Source organism: Allobosea sp. 10L417 (genome assembly GCF_056395485.1).
The window spans coordinates 362,988-382,671 of record NZ_JBFTJP010000002.1 but is presented as its reverse complement, the minus strand read 5'-3'; the positions used below and the strand labels follow the sequence as shown (position 1 = coordinate 382,671).

16 protein-coding genes are annotated in these 19,684 nt (G+C 65.3%); 4 read left to right on the top strand and 12 right to left on the bottom strand.

Annotation, left to right across the window (positions count from 1 at the left end; genetic code table 11):
- Window positions 1-79 precede the first annotated feature (79 nt).
- From AC1DE3_RS08020 to AC1DE3_RS07965, 12 genes are all read right to left on the bottom strand, one after another.
- Window positions 80-793, bottom strand: a complete 714-nt coding sequence (locus tag AC1DE3_RS08020; protein WP_441512427.1) for a cytochrome c3 family protein — start codon at window positions 791-793, stop codon at window positions 80-82.
- A 12-nt stretch (window positions 794-805) separates the two neighbouring features.
- On the bottom strand, window positions 806-1,309 hold the full coding sequence (locus AC1DE3_RS08015; RefSeq protein WP_441512426.1) for a nitrate reductase cytochrome c-type subunit: 504 nt from the start codon (window positions 1,307-1,309) through the stop codon (window positions 806-808).
- On the bottom strand, window positions 1,276-3,777 hold the full coding sequence (gene napA, locus AC1DE3_RS08010) for a periplasmic nitrate reductase subunit alpha (RefSeq protein ID WP_441512425.1): 2,502 nt from the start codon (window positions 3,775-3,777) through the stop codon (window positions 1,276-1,278). Before napA ends, AC1DE3_RS08015 begins: the two co-directional genes overlap by 34 nt.
- Window positions 3,774-4,061, bottom strand: coding sequence for a chaperone NapD (locus AC1DE3_RS08005; protein WP_441512424.1), 288 nt, complete (start codon window positions 4,059-4,061; stop codon window positions 3,774-3,776). The genes napA and AC1DE3_RS08005 overlap by 4 nt, the downstream gene beginning before the upstream one ends.
- Complete coding sequence (gene napF / locus AC1DE3_RS08000) at window positions 4,054-4,563, bottom strand: ferredoxin-type protein NapF (RefSeq protein WP_441512423.1); 510 nt, start codon at window positions 4,561-4,563, stop codon at window positions 4,054-4,056. Before napF ends, AC1DE3_RS08005 begins: the two co-directional genes overlap by 8 nt.
- 9 nt (window positions 4,564-4,572) lie before the next feature.
- Window positions 4,573-4,761: a periplasmic nitrate reductase, NapE protein gene (gene napE, locus AC1DE3_RS07995; RefSeq protein ID WP_441512562.1), complete on the bottom strand. Its 189-nt coding sequence runs from the start codon at window positions 4,759-4,761 to the stop codon at window positions 4,573-4,575.
- 355 nt (window positions 4,762-5,116) lie between these two features.
- On the bottom strand, window positions 5,117-6,148 hold the full coding sequence (adhP, locus tag AC1DE3_RS07990; RefSeq protein ID WP_441512422.1) for an alcohol dehydrogenase AdhP: 1,032 nt from the start codon (window positions 6,146-6,148) through the stop codon (window positions 5,117-5,119).
- A 433-nt stretch (window positions 6,149-6,581) separates the two neighbouring features.
- On the bottom strand, window positions 6,582-8,870 hold the full coding sequence (locus AC1DE3_RS07985; RefSeq protein WP_441512421.1) for a glycoside hydrolase family 31 protein: 2,289 nt from the start codon (window positions 8,868-8,870) through the stop codon (window positions 6,582-6,584).
- Between the two features lie 19 nt (window positions 8,871-8,889).
- Complete coding sequence (locus AC1DE3_RS07980; RefSeq protein ID WP_441512420.1) at window positions 8,890-9,957, bottom strand: ABC transporter ATP-binding protein; 1,068 nt, start codon at window positions 9,955-9,957, stop codon at window positions 8,890-8,892.
- Window positions 9,958-9,973: 16 nt separating this feature from the next.
- On the bottom strand, window positions 9,974-11,044 hold the full coding sequence (locus AC1DE3_RS07975) for a carbohydrate ABC transporter permease (RefSeq protein WP_441512419.1): 1,071 nt from the start codon (window positions 11,042-11,044) through the stop codon (window positions 9,974-9,976).
- Window positions 11,041-12,063, bottom strand: a complete 1,023-nt coding sequence (locus tag AC1DE3_RS07970; protein WP_441512418.1) for a carbohydrate ABC transporter permease — start codon at window positions 12,061-12,063, stop codon at window positions 11,041-11,043. Before AC1DE3_RS07970 ends, AC1DE3_RS07975 begins: the two co-directional genes overlap by 4 nt.
- A gap of 5 nt (window positions 12,064-12,068) precedes the next feature.
- Window positions 12,069-13,346: an ABC transporter substrate-binding protein gene (locus tag AC1DE3_RS07965; RefSeq protein WP_441512417.1), complete on the bottom strand. Its 1,278-nt coding sequence runs from the start codon at window positions 13,344-13,346 to the stop codon at window positions 12,069-12,071.
- 165 nt (window positions 13,347-13,511) lie between these two features.
- Here AC1DE3_RS07965 and AC1DE3_RS07960 point away from each other — a divergent pair, with 165 nt between their 5' ends.
- From AC1DE3_RS07960 to AC1DE3_RS07945, 4 genes are all read left to right on the top strand, one after another.
- The gene (locus tag AC1DE3_RS07960) at window positions 13,512-14,543 is read left to right on the top strand and encodes a LacI family DNA-binding transcriptional regulator (RefSeq protein WP_441512416.1); all 1,032 of its coding nucleotides are present in this window, start codon (window positions 13,512-13,514) and stop codon (window positions 14,541-14,543) included.
- A 425-nt stretch (window positions 14,544-14,968) separates the two neighbouring features.
- Window positions 14,969-18,052 (top strand): formate dehydrogenase-N subunit alpha, encoded by a 3,084-nt coding sequence (gene fdnG, locus AC1DE3_RS07955; protein ID WP_441512415.1) that lies wholly within the window; start codon window positions 14,969-14,971, stop codon window positions 18,050-18,052.
- A 10-nt stretch (window positions 18,053-18,062) separates the two neighbouring features.
- The gene (gene fdxH / locus AC1DE3_RS07950) at window positions 18,063-18,983 is read left to right on the top strand and encodes a formate dehydrogenase subunit beta (RefSeq protein ID WP_441512414.1); all 921 of its coding nucleotides are present in this window, start codon (window positions 18,063-18,065) and stop codon (window positions 18,981-18,983) included.
- Window positions 18,967-19,662, top strand: coding sequence for a formate dehydrogenase subunit gamma (locus AC1DE3_RS07945; protein WP_441512413.1), 696 nt, complete (start codon window positions 18,967-18,969; stop codon window positions 19,660-19,662). Before fdxH ends, AC1DE3_RS07945 begins: the two co-directional genes overlap by 17 nt.
- Window positions 19,663-19,684 lie beyond the last annotated feature (22 nt).

Here is a 19,684-nt window from a genome sequence, read left to right as displayed (position 1 = left end):
TGGCAATCGGCGTTGCGCCGGACGATGACACGCGCGACCGCCACGCCCGGCGCGGGCTGCCGCGAATGCGCCGGTCGATTCAGCGCTTCTCCATCTCCGCCAGATAGGTCCGCACGGCCCATTCAGGCCCGTGCCAGGAGGCGCTGCCCTTGCCCTGCAGCTCGGGCGCGTCCTTCCAGCCCGGCTCGATGCCGGTCATGTCCGGCAGCAGATGGGCGATGCCCTTGTGGCAGTCGATGCAGGTCTTCTCGCCGGTCACCAGGAAGCGGCTGTGGATCTCGGCCGCACGGCGCGTCTGTTTGGTGAAGTCCATCGCGACCGAGGAATGGCAGTTGCGGCATTCGAGCGAGTCGTTCGCCTTGAGCCGCGCCCATTCGTGCTTGGCGAGCTCGAGCCGGTGATTGAGGAACTTCTCGCGCGTCGAGATCGTGCCGAAGATCTTGCCCCAGACCTCCTTGGAGGCCTGCATCTTGCGGGCGATCTTGTCCGTCCAGTTATGCGGCACATGGCAGTCCGGGCAGGTCGCGCGCACGCCCGAGCGGTTCGAGAAATGCACCGTCGATTGCAGCTCCTGATAGACGTTGTCGCGCATCTCGTGGCAGGAGGTGCAGAACTTCTCGGTGTTGGTGATCTCCAGCGCGGTGTTGAAGCCACCCCAGAAGAGCACGCCCCCGACAAAGCCGCCGAGGGTCAGGAAGCCGAGCGGCAGATAGGCGCTCGGCCGGCTGATGATGCGCCAGAAGCGCACGACGACGCTCCAGCACCAGAGACAGAAGGATTTGAGTCTGGCCATGATCCGTCCCGCCTAAGGCTTCCGGCCGACGTCTTTGGCGTCCTGGAACCGGTTCTGGACGAGCGGCGCGACATCGGTCTGCTGGACATGGCAAGCGGTGCAGAAATAGCGCCGCGGCGTCACGTCGGAGAGCACCTGCCCGTCGCGATCCTGGAAATGGGTGATGCTGATCATCGGCGCGCCCGAGCCCTCGGTGAACTCACGCTTGTGGCAGTCCATGCAGCGGTTGGTGTTGAGAGTAAGCTGGTAGCCGTCGATCGAATGCGGGATCACCGGCGGCTGCTCCGGATAGTTCCGCATGCGCCTGACGTCGTCGACGATCGGCCGGCCCAGCGCCGGCACCCGTTCGAGCGCCATCGGGTCGGCCGTTCCAGTCAGCCGCGGCACGATCTTCACCGGCGCCCCCTCCTGCGAGAAGGCGGCGCCGAAGGCGAGGACGAGGCCCGCCGCCATGGCGGCCCCGAGGAAGGTCCGCGAGCGCATCAGCCCGAGACCGGTACGATCTTGACCGCGCATTTCTTGAAATCCGTCTGCTTGGAGATGGGATCGGTGGCGTCGAGCGTCGTCTTGTTGATGAGCTGGCTGGCGTCGAACCAGGGCACGAAGACCACGCCGGGCGGCATACGGTTACGCCCGCGCGTCTCGACACGGGTGCGCATCTCGCCGCGGCGCGAGATCACCGTGATCTCGGCGCCCTGGTTGAGTCCGCGCTTGCGGGCATCCTCCGGGTGCATGAAGCAGCGCGCGCCGGGGAAGGCCTTGTAGAGCTCCGGCACGCGCATGGTCATCGAGCCGGAATGCCAGTGCTCCAGCACGCGGCCGGTGACCAGCCAGAGATCGTACTCGGCATCGGGCGACTCGGCCGGCGGCTCGTAGGGCACCGCGATGATGCGGGCCTTGCCGTCCTTGTTGCCGTAGAAGTCGATGCCCTTGCCGGGCTTCACATAGGGGTCGAGGCCCTCGCGGTAGCGCCAGAGCGTCTCCTTGCCGTCGACCACCGGCCAGCGCAGGCCGCGGACCTCGTGATAGAGCTCATAGGGGCCGAGATCATGGCCGTGGCCCCGGCCGAAGGTAGCGTATTCCTCGAACAGACCCTTGTGGACGTAGAAGCCGAAATCCTTCGACTCCTGATTGTCGTAATCCGGGCTGATCTCGGAGAGCGCGAACTTGTCGACATTGCCGTTGCGATAGAGCACGTCGAACAGCGTCTTGCCGCGATAGTTCGGGTTGGCGTCGAGGATCTCCGCCGGCCAGACCTCCTCGGTGGTGAAGCGCTTGGAGAACTCCATGAGCTGCCAGAGGTCCGAACGCGCCTCGCCCGGCGCCTGCACGAGCTGGTGCCAGACATGGGTGCGCCGCTCGGCATTGCCGTAGGCGCCCTCCTTCTCGACCCACATCGCCGCCGGCAGGATCAGGTCGGCGGCCAGCGCCGTCACCGTCGGATAGGCGTCGGAGACGACGATGAAGTTCTCGGGGTTGCGGTAGCCCGGATAGGTTTCGTTGCTGCTGTTCGGCGCGGCCTGCAGGTTGTTGTTGACCTGGATCCAGTAGAAATTCAGCTTGCCGTCCTTGAGCATCCGGTCCTGCTCGACGGCGTGATAGCCGGGCTTCTCGGGGATGATCCCGTTCGGGACGCGCCAGATTTCCTCGGCATGTTTGCGATGCTCGGGATTGACCACGGTCATGTCGGCCGGCAGGCGATGGGCGAAGGTGCCGACCTCGCGCGCCGTGCCGCAGGCCGAGGGCTGGCCGGTGAGCGAGAACGGGCTGTTGCCGGGCTCGGAGATCTTCCCCGTCAGCAGATGCAGGTTGTAGACGAGCTGGTTGGCCCAGACGCCGCGCACATGCTGGTTGAAGCCCATGGTCCAGAGCGAGACGACCTTGCGCTTGGGATCGGCGTAGAGCTCGGCGAGCTGCTCCAGGAAGCCGGGCTCGACCCCGGTGAGGGCTGAGACCTTCTCCAGCGTGTAGTCCTTGACGAAGGCGGCATAGGCCTCGAAATCGATCGGCGTCGTCGCGGTGGGATCCGCAGCCTTCTTCGCCTTGACCTCGCGCGGGTCGTCGGGCCGCAGGCCATAGCCGATGTCGGTCGCACCCTTCACGAAGGTGGTGTGCTTGCCGACGAAGTCCTTGTTCACCCGGCCCGTCGAGATGATGTGGTTGGCGATGTAGTTCAGGATCGCCAGATCGGTGCCCGGCTTGAACACGATCGGAATGTCGGCGAGGTCCGAGCTGCGGTGGGTGTAGGTCGAGAGCACCGCGACTTTCACATGCGGCTGGCCGAGCCGGCGGTCCGTCACCCGCGTCCACAGGATCGGGTGCATCTCCGCCATGTTCGAGCCCCAGAGCACGAAGGCGTCGGCATGCTCGAAATCGTCGTAGCAGCCCATCGGCTCGTCCATGCCGAAGGTGCGCATGAAGGCGTAGGCGGCCGAGGCCATGCAGTGGCGGGCGTTCGGGTCGAGATTGTTGGAGCGGAAGCCGGCCCGCATCAGCTTGGTCGCGGCATAGCCCTCGAAGATCGTCCACTGCCCGGAGCCGAACATGCCGAGCGCGGTCGGCCCCTTGGCCTTAAGCGTCGCCTTGGCCTTGGCGGCCATGGTGTCGAAGGCCTCCTCCCAGGAGACCGGCGTGAACTCGCCGTCCTTGGCGTAGGCGCCGTTCCTCTTGCGCAGCAGCGGCTGGGTCAGCCGGTCGCTGCCGTACATGATCTTGGAAAGGAAATAGCCCTTGATGCAGTTGAGGCCACGATTGACGTCGGCCTTCATGTCGCCGTGCGTGGCGATGACGCGGCCTTCCTTGACGCCGACCATCACACCGCAGCCGGTGCCACAGAAGCGGCACGGCGCCTTCGACCATTTGATCTGCAAGGTGTCGACGCCGCCGCTGACCGGCTGGGCATCAGCCGGAACGCTCATATTGGCGGCAAGCGCGGCGACGCCAGCCGCCTGCGCCTTCAGCATCTCGCGACGGGACAGGGTCATGGGGTTACTCCGGGGTCGTCGAGGGTTTCGAGGTCTTCGATCTGTTCGAACACCATGTTGGCCGAGAGCACGCCGTCGATCAGGCTGATCGCGGCCAGCCGGTCGCCGATCACGCCGGTGCTCGATCCCTCCAGCACGATCACGATCTTGCCGTTCTCGACGCGATGGACCTCGGTCTCCGGCAACTCGCGGATGCGGGCGAGCACCGCATCGACACGCGCCGGCAGGGCCGAGACGACGGCGCTCGAAATGTGATGGAAGCGCGGGCGCGATGGCTCAGCCATGGGGTGTCTCCGACGGGCGCGCTCCGGCGCTGATGGCCCCGGCCGGGCAGCCCGCGATGCAGGCGCCACAGCCGCTGCAGAGATCGGCAGCCAGCTCCGGCACGGCCGGCCCGCCGAGCCGCGGACGAAAGCGGATCGCGCTCTCCGGACAGGCATCGCCGCAGCTCTGGCAGACGATGCCGCGGCTGGCGAAGCATTCCGCCCCGATCACGGCGACATGCTCAAAGGCGGACATGGCGCGATCGAAGACCGGCTCGGGGCAGGCATCGGAGCAGGCGCCGCAGAAGCTGCATTCGCCTCCCGTGAAATCGAGGGCGGCCCGGCCGGACTCGTCGAGCGCGATGATGTGCTGCGGGCAGGCGGGCAGGCAGGCGCCGCAACCGGTACAGGCCGCAGCGATCGACGCGGCGCGGGACCAGGGTGGGCGAACCCTGTCGGGCAATGAGAGGCGCCGGCCGGTCAGGAAGTTGCGGCGCCCGCGATCAATGGCGGTGCGTTCCATGGCCCGGCCTCAATGCGGAGGTCCGGGCGGACCGACAATCAGCTGGAACATCCAGACCAGGAAGCCGTAACCGCCGACGACACCGATCGCCACAATCGGCCAAATGAGCACCGCCAGCGTGAGGAAAGCCAGAAGTTCGGCTCGCCTTGTCGGCCTTTCCGAAGCGGTTTCCGGGCCACTCGCCCCCGCGGTCTCCATCGTCATCTCTCGTCCTTTCGCGTGCGGGGCGTTCACAAACCGCGCCGTCACCAGATTTGAGATCGAAGAAATAGAAACTGAAATACTGTTCCTTGTCTACTGTCGTCGTCGCCCGAAAACGCGCCCGCCTCAGGACCTTGATCTAGCGCAACACGTCTTCGCAACGGTCGCGGCCGCAATTGCTTGGCGCTGTTCTTGCTAAGCGGGCAACATATATCCCTCCGCCGACAAGACATTTCGTCTTTTCGGCGGCGGGACTGCGCTCAAACGGCACCTCCAGGATCGCGCTGCGCCGTTCGATCGATAACGTCAGGCCGGGCGTTCACCCCTGGCCTGAGATTGGGCCGCCCGGTGATCAGTTCGTCATGTCGAGCACGATGCGCCCTTCGATCTGGCCCTTGTGCATCCGATCGAAGATGTCGTTGATTTCCTCGAGCCTTGCCGTGGTGATCGTGGCCTTCACCTTGCCCTCGGCGGCGAAGTCGAGCGATTCCTGCAGATCGAGCCGCGTGCCGACGATCGAGCCGCGCACGGTGATGCCGTTCAGCACCATTCCGAAAATGTCGAGCGGGAAGCCGCCGGGCGGCAAGCCGTTGAGCGAGACAGTGCCGCCACGCGCCACCGCTCCGATCGCCTGCTCGAAGGCCTTGGGGCTGACGGCCGTCACCAGCACCCCTTGGGCGCCGCCGCCGGTCTCGCGGCGGATTACGGTGCCGGGATCCTCATTGCGCGCATTGACGGTGACGGTAGCGCCGAGGCGCCGCGCGAGATCGAGCTTGGCATCGTCGACGTCGATCGCGGCGACGTTGAGCCCCATCGCCTTAGCGTATTGGACCGCCATATGGCCGAGCCCTCCGATGCCGGAAATCGCGACCCAGTCACCGGGCTTGGTGTCGGTGACCTTGAGCCCCTTATAGACCGTGACGCCCGCGCAGAGCACCGGCGCGATCTCGTTGAAGGAGATGTTGTCCGGCAGATGGCCGACATAGTTGGGATCGGCGATGACATAGTCCGCGAAGCCGCCATTGACCGAGTAGCCGGTGTTCTGCTGGCTTTCGCAGAGCGTCTCCCAGCCGCCCAGGCAGTGCCGGCAATGGCCGCAGGCGGTGTAGAGCCAGGGCACGCCGACGCGATCGCCCTCCTTCACATGCTTCACGCCTGCACCGACGGCCGAGACATAGCCGACGCCTTCATGGCCGGGAATGAATGGCGGGTTCGGCTTGACCGGCCAGTCGCCTTCGGCGGCATGGAGATCGGTGTGGCAGACGCCCGATGCCTGGATCGCAACCTGGATGGCGCCGGGGCCGGGCTCAGGAACGGGCACCTCCTCGATCGTCAGCGGCTTGCCGAACATCCGCACCACGGCGGCCTTCATCGTCTTTGCCATGACCAGTCGTCTCCTTCGATGCAACACCCCTGAAGCAGGAACGGCCTGCTTGCGAGCGAATGGCTTGTTCGGTGCCGGCACAGTGCGGATGCGGTGTCTTCAGCGCGGCTTCGGCCCAATCGATCGAGAAATCATCAAATACTTGTCAGAAATAAGCGCCGACAATCGCGTTGTCCGCATGGATATCAGCAAGTATCAGCGCCGCCATTGACCGATATCAAACGAGATTTATCTCAGCCTCGTGACATCGTTTTCCGGCGTGCGCTTGCGGCGTGACGCAGGCAAGCTCTCTCGACGGGCAGGCTAGCTGAAACCGACGAGGCGTCAAACTCTGTCGTCCCGCCCGATTTTGCGGGCGGGTCAGAAAAAGAGAGCCCTCCAACCCGACATGAATCGGGCTGGAAGGCTCGGCATTTCCGCGGCGTCAGGCGCCTTAAACGGCGCCGTTCGCGCCGATGTGCCGGATCGCGATCCGATCGAACCGGGGCTCGGTCTCGCCCTCCTGATGGATTTCGATCTCGCCCCCCCGGACGCAGAAGCGGATGATTGTCCCGCCGGCGCCGCGCCAGTCGCTGGTCTCGCCATCGTCCTCGTAGAGTTCGCCGGAAGCGCCCTCGACGACCCCGCAGACGAGGAGCTCGCGCTGGTCGTCGATGCCTTCGGCGTTGCCGAGCGGGATCAGCGCGCCGGCGCGGACGAAGACCGGGAGGCGCCCGAGCGGCGCGGCGACCGTTGCAATCGCGCCACCGGCGAAATGCTTGCCTTCGTGCCAGTCATACCAGCCACCCTCGTGCTCCGGCAGGTAGACGCTGCGCTCACGGGCACCCTCCTCCAGCACGGGCGCGACCAGCACATCCGGCCCGAGCATGAACGCGTCGTCGGTCTTCACCGCTTGCTGGTCTTTCGGGAAATCCCAGAGCAGCGGGCGGATCGCCGGGGTGCCGTCGCGGCTGGCGCGCCACATCAGCGTGTAGAGATAGGGCATCAGCCGGTAGCGCAGCGAGATCGCCTCGCGCACCTGCGGCACCATCTCCGGGTACATCCAGGGCAGGTTGACGACGCCGTCGTCGTTCCAAGAGTTCATCACCATGCGCGGCCACAGGGCGCAGAATTCGTTGAAGCGTACGAAAAGCTCGGGGCCAGGCGTCGGGCCATGGAAGCCGCCGACATCGTGGCCGATGCTGAACATGCCCGACAGGCTCATATTGAGGCCTTGCGTCAGGTTGTAGCGCAGCGTCTTCCAGGCGGTCTCGTTGTCGCCCGACCAGGTCTGCGCATAGCGCGAGATGCCGGCGCAGCCGCCGCGGGTGATCGCATATTGCCGCTTGCCGGGCTGGCGATCGGCCTGCGCCTCATAAGAGAGCTTGGTCATCAGCAAAGGCTGGGCGGGCCGCGCCAGCGCCTGCCGGAAGGGGCGGCCGTCGCCATCGCAGACGGCATCCTCGTCCCAGATCTCGTATTCGTTGTTGTCGTTCCAGACCGTGGTGAAACCGTAATCGAGCAGCGCTGTCTCGATGCCGCCCCGCCACCAGGCACGGCCCTTCGGGTTGGTGTAGTCGAGATGGAAGCCGAGCCCATCCCAGAATTGGGCAACGGCCGGCGCGCCGGTCTTGCCGTCCTTGACCAGGAAGCCGTCGTCGAGCGCTTCCTGCAGGCGCGGATGGTCGTCCAGCAGGCAGGGCTTGAGATTGGCGACCGTGAAGATGCCGGCATCGTTCAGCCGCTGCATCGTCGCCTTCGGGTCGGGGAACTTGTCGCGGTTCCAGTTGAAGGCGTAGCGGCGATGGCCGATCTGGGTGTAGCCCGAGCCGAAATGGAAGCTGTCGCAAGGGATGCGATGCGTCTCGAGCTTGCCGATGAAATCGCTGATGCGGGCATCGGCATCCGGCGCATCCGCGATCGCCATCGAGGTGACGCCGAAGCCGAAGGACCAGAGCGGTGCAAAAGCCTGTCCGCCGGTGAGCCAGGAGAAGCGCCTGACGACATCCGGCACGGCCGGGCCGGCGATGACGTAGTAGTCGAGATCACCGTCGTCGCCTTTCCAGGAGCGGAACAGGCCGTGGTAATTGTCGAGCGTGCAGCCGAAATCGACGCTGCCGGTCGAGAGGTTGTCGTAGTAGAGACCATGCGCGCCCGTCGGCCCATCGACGATGAAGAACGGCAGCATCTTGTAAAGCGGGTCGGAGAGTTCGGCGTCGAAGCCGCAGGGGTCGACAGCGTCGATGGCGAAGCGGCGGCCGGTTCGGTCGAGCGGGCCGGCCTTGTCGCCGAGGCCGTAATGCCGCTCAGTGTAGTCGCGCGCCATGAAATGCGCGAGCGCGCCGGTGCGCGGCGAAACCAGATAGGCCTGGGTCGTGCGGTCCTGGAGGAAGGGCTTGTCCTCGCCGTCGCGGCGCCAGGCGATGCTGAACGGCTCAAGTGCGATCTCGGCCGTGAGGCCGCCGGCGGACAATGTGACCTTGCCGCTCCCCTCGCTGACGCTCGCCTTCGGGCAGGCGAAGCCGGCGAGGCTGTCGCGCGGACGGCCCTCATAGGGCGGCTCCAGCCCACCGGGCGCGATCGACCAGCCGCGATCGAGCCGGTAGCCGTCCTGCGGCTTCAGCGTCACCCGGCCGATATCTCCTTCGAGGATACGCACGGCGAGCGTATGGCCGAGCCCGACATCGAACAGGGCGGCTTCGCCATCGCGGCCGAGATAGCGGCCTTGCGTGAGGGCTTTCATAGGGATCTCTCTCGGAGTCTCAGGGTCGGACCGCGTGGCCGGCTTCGTCGAACAAGTGCAGGCTCTGTTGCGGGAAGGCGAGTGGAACCACGTGGCCGCGCTCATGCTCGCTCTGGCCGTCGAGCCGGAGTGTGATCTGCGGCAGGCCGGCGCTAGCCCCGTAGAGGTAGCTCTCGCCGCCAAGGCGCTCGACCAGATCGACGGCAAGCGGCAGCCCCTGCCCTTCCGGCGCCAGCGCCAGATGCTCCGGCCGGATGCCGAGCGTGATCTTGGCTCCAGCGGCAAGGCTGCCGGTGGCGCAGGCGACCTCATGGCCTCCCTCGCCCAGCGCGACCTTACCCGCTGCGGTCACGCGGCCGGGCAGGAGGTTCATGCGCGGCGAACCGATGAAGCCGGCGACGAAGAGGTTGTCGGGGCGGTTGTAGAGTTCGAGTGGCGTGCCGATTTGCTCGATCCGCCCGCCCTGCAGCACGACGATACGGTCGGCCAGCGTCATCGCCTCGACCTGATCGTGGGTGACGTAGATCATCGTGCCGCCGAGTTCGGCATGGAGCGCGGCGAGCTCCTTGCGGGTGGCGACGCGCAGCTCCGCGTCGAGGTTGGAGAGGGGCTCGTCGAAGAGGAAGATCTTGGGGTCGCGCACGATGGCGCGGCCGATGGCGACGCGCTGGCGCTGGCCGCCGGAGAGCGCCTTGGGCTTGCGCTCGAGATAATCGGTCAGCCGCAGCATCTCAGCCGCGCGCTTCACGCGCTTGTCGATCTCGTCGCGCTTGAAGCCCATGTTCTCCAGCGCGAAGGCCATGTTCGCGTAGACGCTCATATGCGGATAGAGCGCATAGGACTGGAACACCATGGCGAGTCCGCGCTCGGAGGCGGGCAGACCGGTGACATCAGCGCCATCGATCGCGATCGTGCCGCCGGTGATCTCCTCCAGCCCCGCAATCGAGCGCAGCAGGGTCGACTTGCCGCAACCGGAGGGGCCGACGAACACGACGAACTCGCCGTCGGCGACAGCGAGGTCGATGCCGTGGAGCACCGTCGTCGCGCCATAGGCCTTGCGGACGGCGGAGAGCTTCAGTTCGGCCATGCGGAACTCACTTCCCTCATTTCATGCCGGTGTTGGCAATGCCGGTGGTGATGAAGCGCTGCAGGAAGACGAAGACGAGCGCGACCGGCAGCAGCGTCACCACGGTCATCGCGAGCAGGTAGTGCCACTGCGTCTGCAACTCGCCCTGGAAGGCGTTGAGGCCGATCTGCAGCGTGTAGGCCTCGGTCTTGGTCAGCACGGCGAGCGGCCAGAGGAACTCGTTCCAGCGCCACATGATCGAGAAGATCGCGAGCACGGCCAGCGCCGGCATGGCGAGCGGCATGACGATGCGCCAGTAGATCTGCCACTCCGAGGCCTTGTCCATGCGCGCTGCCTCGATCAGATCGCGCGGCAGAGTCAGCATGTACTGGCGCAGCAGGAAGACGCCGGTCGGTGTCGCGGCTCCCGGCAGGATCACCGCCCAGAGCGAATTGACGAGACCAAGCTTGGTGATGACCAGATAGACCGGCACGAGGATGATGGTGATCGGAATCATCAGCGTGCCGACAACCATCAGCATTACCGCCGTCTTGCCTTTGAATTCGTAGATCGACAGGGCATAGGCGGCCATCGAGTTGATGATCAGCGTGATGATCGTCGCGACCAACGTGACGAAGACCGAGTTCCAGAGGAAGCGGGTGAAGGCGAAGCGCTCCAGCGGCTCGGTGTAATTCTCCGTGGCGAGCTTGAACTCGCGCACGGGCGTGCGCTTGTCGATGGGGACGCGGATCGTCTCGCCCGGATTGGCCGGATCGACCATCTGTGCCTGGATGCCGATGCGGCGCACCTGTGCGAGCACGCGCTTGCTGCCATCGGGCATCTCGACCTCGAAGAGCGGCAGCTTCTGGGACTGGCCGGGAACGACCACTTCCTTCTGCGACATCGGCAGCAGCGAAGGCGGGAATTCGAGCAGGCCGGCCTGGGTCTTGAACGAGGACATTCCGAGCCAGAGCACCGGCCCGAACATCAGCACGACGCCGACGAGGAGATAGGCGTAAGCCGCGATGTCGGTCCAATGCCAGCGGCCGGGTTTGCGGCGCGCGGTCATCATGGCGACGGCCTTGTTGGCGTGAACAGCCTGGCTCATGCGGCCCCCTTGCGGCGACTCGCCGCGAGCTGGGCCAGCGTCAGCGCGAAGAGCACGACGCCGAGCACCACGGAGGCCGCCGCCGCCAGACCGAAATTCTGGACCTGATTGGCGAAGGCGGTCTCGTAGATGTAATGCACCACCAGCAGCGTCGCGGTGCCCGGCCCGCCGCCGGTGAGCACGAAGACCTCGTCGAAGGTCTGCACGCCCTTGATCAGCGCCAGCACGATCACGACGATCATGTTCGGCCAGAGCAGCGGCAGAGTGATGCGCCAGAACATGCGCCAGCGCGGCGTCGCGTCCATCTCGGCGGCTTCATAGAGATCGGCCGGGATCGCCTGCAAGCCGGCGAGCAGGATCAGCGTGTAGAAGCCCATATGGGCCCAGACCGAGACGAAGACGATCCAGAACATCGCCCAGCTCGGATCGACCAGGAAGAGGATGCGCTCGCCGCCGAGCGAGGTGATGGCGGCGTTGAGCAGGCCGTCGCGCTGGAGAATCCATTTCCAGGTCAGCGCCACCACCACCGGCGAGAGCAGCACCGGGAAGAAGTAGACGGCGCGGAAGAAGCCGCGCGCCCGGATCTTCATGTTCAGAACGACGGCGGTCAGGAGCGAGAACAGCACCATCGCCGTGACCTGAAAGGCGGTGAAGCGGGCGGTGTTGTAGACGCCGCGCCAGAAATGATCCTCGCGGCAGGACGATGGGTCGAGGAAGGAGCCGCAGTCGAAAAGATAGGCGTATTGCTGCGCCCCGACATAGGGCCGCTCGGTCGGGAAGAGCCCTGCCCCGCCCGTCACCGAGAAGATGAAATTGATGACGAGCGGCAGGAAGACGAAGAGCGAGAAGAAGGCGAGGTTGGGCAGAATGAAGACATAGGCCATCCGCCGCTCGCCGATCAGGCGCTGGAGCGCCCGCATCGGCCAGTCGACGAGACGCATGAGCAGCGCGAGCGGCGCGGCGAGAGTGCCAGCGGCGCCCGCCCCCTCGCGGCGCGGGTTCATGTCGGCGGAGGCCATCCGTCTTACTTCTTACGCTCGGCGATCTGCTGGGCGATGTCGGATTCGATCCGCTTGAAGGCCTCGTCGAGCGTGCCTTCACCCGAGATCGCCTGGCCGAGACGGCTGATCGTCGCGTTGAAGATGACGCGGTTGTTGACGTAGCCCTGCAGCTTGTAGGCGACCGGCGAGAGCTGCGCGACCTGATCCGAGAAGACCTTGAGCGCGGCCTTGGCCTGCGGCTTGGCATCCTTGTAATCGAGGCCCTTGGCGGCGATGCCGAGATGGCCGGGAACGAAGAGCGAGCGGGCATAGAACTCGCTCAGCACCGACTCGCTCGCCAGATAATCCATCACCTTGGCGACGGCTTCCGGGCTCTTGGTCGTCTTGATCGCGACGAGGCCGGCGCCACCCGGCATGCCCGAGCAATTGCCCGCGCCGCAAGGCGAGGGAACCGCGACCCAGTCGAAGGCATCGCCGACCGTCTTGTCGAACTGGGCGATCTGCCAGGAGCCGGAGTGGTACATCACCACCTGGGCGTTCTTGAACTCGTCATTGGCGCCGCGATAGGCGGTGCCGGAGACCGAGCCCCAGAGCTCCTTCTTCATCACGCCGTCATTGTGCCAGTCATAGACCCGCTTGGCGGCGCGCTTGAAACCCTCGTCGACCACCGCGGGCTCGCCCTTGTCGTCGAAGACCTTGGCGCCCTCGGAGACAGCGACCGAGAAGAAGCGGTGGCCGGAACGGTCCATCGCCAGCGGGAACGGCGCCTGGACCTTGTCGGCCACGGCCTTGGCCGCCTTACCCCAATCCTCCCAGGTCGCCTTCGCACCGGGCATGGCGATACCGGCCTGCTCGAACAGCGTCTTGTTGACGAAGGGGCCGGTGACGGTGAGCTGCGTCATGAAGCCGGTGATCGCGCTGGAATCACCCTCAGGGCGCATCCAGGGCAGGAACGGGCCGAAATTCTTCTCCCAGTAGGAGGCGTCCTTCAGATAGGGGCGCATGTCGAGCGCATAGCGGGCGATGCCCCCGAGATCGACGACGCGGGCGATGTCCGGGCCCTGCCCCGAGGCGAGCTGGACCGGCAGATTTTCGGTGATCGCCTTATAAGGCACCTGATCGAGGACGACCTTGATGTCCTTGTTCTGAGCCTCGAAGCGCTTCAGCAGATCGGAAACGACCTCGCCCTCATTGCCGTCGGAGTACCAGGCGATACGCACCGTGGTCTGGGCGAAGGCCCCGCTACCGGCGACGAGGCCAACCGTCAGCGCGAGCGCGGAAATCCACTGCTTCCTCTGCATCTGCGTTCCATCCCTGAATGACGACGCCTCAACGAGCGTCTTGACAACTACTAAGGCAAACGTTTGCCTTGCTTGTCAACGGGCGACGCGCACGCCATTGCTGCGTGCGGCCGGCTTATGCCCACCCACCGGCGTCAATGCCGTGCGAAGGGATCGGGGAGGATCATGACGGCGAAGGCCGCAAGACCGCAGCAGAGCCTGGCGTCGCTGGCGACCGTCGCGCACGACACCGGCGTTTCGGTCGCGACCGTTTCCCGGATCGTCAACGGCAAGGCCGGCCGGGCTTCCGCCGATACGATCGCCCGGGTCGAGGAAGCCATCCTCCGGCTGGGCTACCGTCCGAACCCGGTCGGGCGGGCACTCAAGCGCCGGGCCAGCCGCGTCGTGGCGATGCTGGCGCCCAATCTCGACAATCCCGCCATGGCCGCGATCGCAGTCTCGACCGAAGCCGCGCTGCGCGGCGCCGGCTTCGTGATGATCCTCTGCGACACGCATGACCGGGCCGATCTGCAGGACGACTATCTGCGCGCGATGCGTGATCAGTTCGTCGCCGGCTATGTCATGGTTAGCGCAGTAAGCAGCCCCGGCCTTGCCGACGCATCGAAGCGCGGCGATCCGATGGTCTTCGTGGCGCGGCGCAACCCGCTGGGCGGTGGGGCGTATGTCGGCATCGACAACCGCGCCGCCGGAGCGGACGCAGCCGATTACCTGCTCGCGCGGGGCATCGACAGCACGGCCGTGCTGATGGCGGCCGAGAACGCCTCCAGCACAGCCGAGCGTGCCGACGGCTTCGTCGACAGACTGATCGCGCGCGGGTTTGGGGTCGATCGTATCCGCCGTGCGAGCGCGCCCGGCCTGTCGCATATCGAGATCGGCTATGCCGCCGCGCGGAATATGGTCGCGGCCGGCGGCTGGCCGGACAGCGCCCTCTGCGTCAGCGACATGATCGCCTACGGCGCCTATCGCCTGGCGGCCGAAAGCGCCGTCGCCATTCCCGAGCGCTGCGCGCTGATCGGCATCGACGGCAATGCGATCAATCGCTGGATCGCGCCCTGGCTGACCTCGATCCGCATCCCCTACGAGCATTTCGGCCAGTACGTCGTCGCGCAGCTCAGATCATTGTGGAGCGGCGCAGCGACGCAGGAAGTCAATGTGCCTCATGACCCGCCACCGATGATCGAACGGCTCAGCGCCTGATTCCGTCCACGGAACAGCCTCGCATGGTGCGGGGCCGCAACGGCCCGCCGCCCCGCAAGTCACGATCGCGTCATGTGGCGTACCGCGCGCGCTCCGGCCGGCGCGCCCTATCGATCTCTTCAGCCTCGGATCATCACGCAACGCTCGCCGCTTCGGAGCCGCAGGGGCGCTCACAAGAGCTGCTAAACACCTGTATAACTTCGATATAGCGGATCACGCTCCAATCTTGCGAAGCGACACCCGCGAGCCCCTGGAGCCACGACGGCGCGCAGCGTTCCACCTCGCGCTCTCCCGCAACCGAGGCGTACGCCTAAAGTCTAGCATCGCGTGCCATTGCCCAGCGGATGGGCAGCTTGACGCCCTCAGGGCAGAGTTTCACTATTCCAAAGAGGAACAAGACGCTCTTGTTCGCCTGGGAGGTTGAGATGCTGCATGAGCTCTCGCGTCGCCAGTTCCTGAAAGCCGCAGGCGCGGGTCTGGGCGGTTCTGCCGTCGCCGCGCTGGGGTTCGGGGGTGCCGAAGAGGCGCTTGCCCAGGCCGTGCGGCCCTTCAAGCTGGCGCGCACCACGGAAACGCGAAATACCTGTCCGTACTGTTCCGTCGCCTGCGGCGTGATCATGTACAGCCTGGGTGACAACTCCAAGAACGCTCACCCGGCCATCATCCATATCGAGGGCGACCCGGACCACCCGACCAATCGCGGCACGCTATGCCCGAAGGGGTCCGCCCTCCTCGACTTCGTCCATTCCGAGACGCGCACCAAATTCCCGCAATATCGCGGGCCCGGCCAGCGCGAGTTCAAGCAGATCAGCTGGGGCGAGGCGCTCGACCGCATCGCGCGGCTGATGAAGGATGACCGCGACAAGAACTTCGTCGCCACCAACCAGGACGGCGCGACGGTCAACCGCTGGCTGACCACCGGTTTCCTGGCCGCTTCGGCGACCACCAACGAAACGGCCTTCCTGACCTACAAGGTCGTGCGAAGCCTCGGAGTCTTGGCGTTCGACAACCAGGCGCGTGTTTGACACGGACCGACGGTGGCCAGTCTGGCCCCAACATTCGGTCGCGGTGCGATGACCAACTCCTGGACGGACATCAAGAACACCGACCTCATCATCGTCATGGGCGGCAACGCCGCCGAGGCGCACCCTTGCGGCTTCAAATGGGTCACTGAGGCCAAGGCTCAGCGTGGCGCCAAGCTGATCGTCGTCGATCCGCGCTTCACGCGCACGGCCTCGGTCGCCGATTTCTATGCGCCGATCCGGCAAGGCACTGACATCGCCTTCCTGCTCGGGGTGATGAAGTACCTGATCGACAACGACAAGATCCAGCACGACTACGTGCGCATGTTCACCAATGCGCCCTATATCGTGAAGGAGGGCTTCAGCTATCAGGACGGCCTCTTCACCGGCTATGACGAGGCCAAGCGCGACTATGACCGCTCGACCTGGGAGTATGAGCTCGGTGCGGACGGCTATGTGCAGGTCGATGAGACGCTGCAACATCCGCGCTGCGTTTACCAGCTCCTGAAGAAGCATACCGCCGTCTATACGCCGGAGATGGTCGAGCGCATTTGCGGCACGCCTAGGGACAAATACCTGGCAATCTGCAAGATGATCTCGGAGTGCTCGGCGCGCGACAAGACGATGACGTCGATGTATGCGCTCGGCTGGACGCAACACTCGAAGGGCTCGCAGAACATCCGCTCGATGGCGATGGTGCAGCTGCTGCTCGGCAATATCGGCGTGCGCGGCGGCGGCATGAATGCGCTGCGCGGCCACTCCAACATCCAGGGTCTGACCGATATCGGCCTGATGTCGGACCTGATCCCGGGTTATCTGGCGATACCGAAGGACAGGGAGGTCGATTTCGCGACCTATATGTCGACGCGCGGCTTCAAGCCGTTGCGCCCCAACCAGATGAGCTACTGGCAGAACTACAGGAAGTTCATGGTGAGCTTCCTGAAGTCGATGTGGGGCCCGGCCGCGACGGCGGAGAACGATTTCTCCTATCAGTGGCTGCCTAAGCTCGACGTGCCCGGCTACGACATGCTGCGCACCTTCGACCTGATGTATCAGGGCAAGGTCAACGGCTATTTCTGCCAGGGCTTCAATCCGCTCTTGTCCGCGCCCAACCGGGGCAAGATCACGGCGTCGCTGTCGAAGCTGAAATTCCTCGTGGTGATGGATCCGCTGCAGACGGAGACAGCGCGCTTCTGGAAAGACGAAGGCGTCCATAACGACGTCAAGCCGGAGTCGATCCAGACCGAGGTCTTCGAACTGCCGACGAGCTGCTTCGCCGAGGACGAGGGCTCGCTGGTCAATTCCGGCCGCTGGCTGCAATGGCACTGGCCGGGTCAGGAACCTCCGGGCGAGGCCAAGGCCGACACCTGGATCATGGCGCAGCTCCACATGCGCCTGCGGGCGCTCTACCAGAAGGAGGGCGGGGCCTTCCCCGACCCGATCGTCAATCTGCACTGGCCCTATCGCGATCCGCAGGACCCGCAGCCCGACGAAATGGCCAAGGAGCTGAACGGCTACGTCGTCTCCACCGTCGCGGACCCGGCCGATCCGAACAAGGTGCTGCTGGAGAAGGGCAAGCAGGTCGATACCTTCGGCCAGTTGCGCGATGACGGCTCGACCGCCTGCGGCTGCTGGATCTATTCGGGCAGTTGGACCGAGCGGGGCAATATGATGGCCCGGCGCGACACCAACGATCCCGGCAATACCGGCGCCTATTCGAACTGGGCCTTCTCCTGGCCGGCCAACCGGCGCATCCTTTACAATCGCGCCTCGGCCGATATCGACGGCAAGCCCTGGGATCCCAAGCGCAAGCTGATCGAATGGAACGGCACGGCCTGGACCGGCTACGACGTGCCGGACATCGCGCCGACGGCCAAGCCGCAGGATGTGGGCCCGTTCATCATGAACCCCGAGGGATCGGCCCGCCTCTTCGTTCGCGGCATGATGCGGGACGGCCCCTTCCCGGCGCATTACGAGCCCTTCGAAAGCCCCGTCGTCAACGTGACGGCGCCGAAGATCCGCGGCAACCCGGTCGCCCGCATCTTCAAGGAAGACCTCGCCGCGCTCGGAACCTCGGACAAGTTCCCGTATGCGGCGACGTCCTACCGCCTGACCGAGCACTTCCACTTCTGGACCAAGCATGTCTGGGTCAATGCGGTGCTGCAGCCGGAGTTCTTCGTCGAAATCAGCGAACAGCTGGCGGCGGAAAAGAACATCCAGAAGGGCGGGTGGGTGAAGGTTTCCTCCAACCGCGGCTCGGTCTATGCCAAAGCCGTGGTGACCAAGCGCATCAAACCGCTGATCTGCGATGGCAAGACCATCCATGTGGTCGGCATCCCGCTCCACTGGGGCTTTACCGGTGCGGCCAGGAAGGGCTTCGGCCCTAACAGCCTCACCCCGTTCGTCGGCGACGCCAACACCGATACGCCCGAGTTCAAGGCGTTCCTGGTGAATGTCGAGCCGTCCAACGGGCCAGCGGTCAGCTAGGGAGGGTCCGATGGCAGGATTGCAGAGTCAGGACTTCGCCCGCATCTCGGCGACCACTTTCAGGCCGCCGGACGTCCGCCATGATTTCGAGGTGGCGAAGCTCATCGACGTCTCCAAATGCATCGGCTGCAAGGCGTGCCAGGCGGCCTGCCTCGAGTGGAACAATCTGCGCGAGGAGATCGGCATCAACCGGGGCGTCTACGACAACCCGCATGATCTGACGCCGAACACCTGGACGCTGATGCGGTTCACCGAGTGGGAGAACCCCGAGAGCGGCAATCTCGAATGGCTGATCCGCAAGGATGGCTGCATGCATTGCGCCGATCCGGGCTGCCTCAAGGCCTGCCCGGCCCCTGGCGCGATCGTGCAGTACAACAACGGCATCGTCGACTTCGTCTCGGAGAACTGCATCGGCTGCGGCTATTGCGTGAAGGGCTGCCCCTTCAACATCCCGCGCATCAGCCAGTCCGACCACAAGGCCTATAAATGCACGCTCTGCTCAGACCGGGTCTCGGTCGGCCAGGCCCCGGCCTGCGCCAAGGCCTGCCCCACCGGCGCGATCGTGTTCGGCACCAAGCAGGCGATGCTCGACCATGCGCAGACGCGGCTGACGGATCTCAAGTCCCGCGGCTTCAGGAACGCCGGCATCTACGATCCGCCGGGCGTCGGCGGCACCCATGTGATGTATGTGCTGCATCATGCCGACCAGCCGCAGCTCTACGCCAACCTGCCGGCGAACCCGCGGATCAGCCAGGTGGTCGAGCTCTGGAAGGGGCTGACCAAATATGCCGGCATGGCAGCGGTGGGCTTCGCCGCCGCCTTCGCCTTCGTCCATGCGACGGTGGCGCGACGCAACGATGTCAGCCGCGCTGAGGATCGCGAGGCCGAGCATCTGATCGACGAGGAGGCTGCCCGTGGCCGTGAGGCGTGAAGAGGAGCGCACGACCGTCGACCGCTATCCCGGCCGCGTGCGCGTCAATCACTGGATCACCGCGATCTCGCTCATCCTGCTCGCGTTCAGCGGTGCCGCGCTGTTCCACCCCACGCTGTTCTTCCTGTCGAGCCTGTTCGGCGGTGGTTCCAACACGCGGGCCCTGCATCCCTGGATCGGCGTCGTGCTGCTGGCGAGCTTCGCCATCCTGTTCATCCAGATGGTCCGCTACAATTTCTGGACGAAGGCCGATACCCGATGGATGGGCCATATCGGCGAGGTGATGTCGGGCCGGGAGGAAAGCGCCCCGGAAGTCGGCAGGTACAATGGCGCCCAGAAGATCGTCTTCTGGCTGATGACGCTCCTGATCCTCGTTCTGTTCGGGACGGGCCTGATGATCTGGTACGAGTATTTCGGAGCCAGCTTCACCATCGAGCAGCAGCGCTTCGGCCATATCATCCATGCGCTCGCAGCCATCGCGATGCTGCTCGTCGTCATCGTCCATATCTATGCCGGCTTCTATGTGCGCGGTACGATCAACGCGATGACCGAGGGCAAGGTGACGGGCGGCTGGGCCTTCCGGCACCATCGACTCTGGCTGCGGCACGAGGCGCGGGAGGGCGTGATCGACGAACGTCAACTACCGCCGCGCGGCCACAGCGCCGGCCCGGCCGAATAGATCCGATTGCGGGACGGCTCCG

Bases quoted from the DNA above. Each gene is read 5' to 3' on its own strand.
- AC1DE3_RS08020 (WP_441512427.1), bottom strand. From the start codon at position 793: ATGGCCAGACTCAAATCCTTCTGTCTCTGGTGCTGGAGCGTCGTCGTG.
- AC1DE3_RS08015 (WP_441512426.1), bottom strand. From the start codon at position 1,309: ATGCGCGGTCAAGATCGTACCGGTCTCGGGCTGATGCGCTCGCGGACC.
- napA (WP_441512425.1), bottom strand. From the start codon at position 3,777: ATGACCCTGTCCCGTCGCGAGATGCTGAAGGCGCAGGCGGCTGGCGTC.
- AC1DE3_RS08005 (WP_441512424.1), bottom strand. From the start codon at position 4,061: ATGGCTGAGCCATCGCGCCCGCGCTTCCATCACATTTCGAGCGCCGTC.
- napF (WP_441512423.1), bottom strand. From the start codon at position 4,563: ATGGAACGCACCGCCATTGATCGCGGGCGCCGCAACTTCCTGACCGGC.
- napE (WP_441512562.1), bottom strand. From the start codon at position 4,761: ATGGAGACCGCGGGGGCGAGTGGCCCGGAAACCGCTTCGGAAAGGCCG.
- adhP (WP_441512422.1), bottom strand. From the start codon at position 6,148: ATGGCAAAGACGATGAAGGCCGCCGTGGTGCGGATGTTCGGCAAGCCG.
- AC1DE3_RS07985 (WP_441512421.1), bottom strand. From the start codon at position 8,870: ATGAAAGCCCTCACGCAAGGCCGCTATCTCGGCCGCGATGGCGAAGCC.
- AC1DE3_RS07980 (WP_441512420.1), bottom strand. From the start codon at position 9,957: ATGGCCGAACTGAAGCTCTCCGCCGTCCGCAAGGCCTATGGCGCGACG.
- AC1DE3_RS07975 (WP_441512419.1), bottom strand. From the start codon at position 11,044: ATGAGCCAGGCTGTTCACGCCAACAAGGCCGTCGCCATGATGACCGCG.
- AC1DE3_RS07970 (WP_441512418.1), bottom strand. From the start codon at position 12,063: ATGGCCTCCGCCGACATGAACCCGCGCCGCGAGGGGGCGGGCGCCGCT.
- AC1DE3_RS07965 (WP_441512417.1), bottom strand. From the start codon at position 13,346: ATGCAGAGGAAGCAGTGGATTTCCGCGCTCGCGCTGACGGTTGGCCTC.
- AC1DE3_RS07960 (WP_441512416.1), top strand. From the start codon at position 13,512: ATGACGGCGAAGGCCGCAAGACCGCAGCAGAGCCTGGCGTCGCTGGCG.
- fdxH (WP_441512414.1), top strand. From the start codon at position 18,063: ATGGCAGGATTGCAGAGTCAGGACTTCGCCCGCATCTCGGCGACCACT.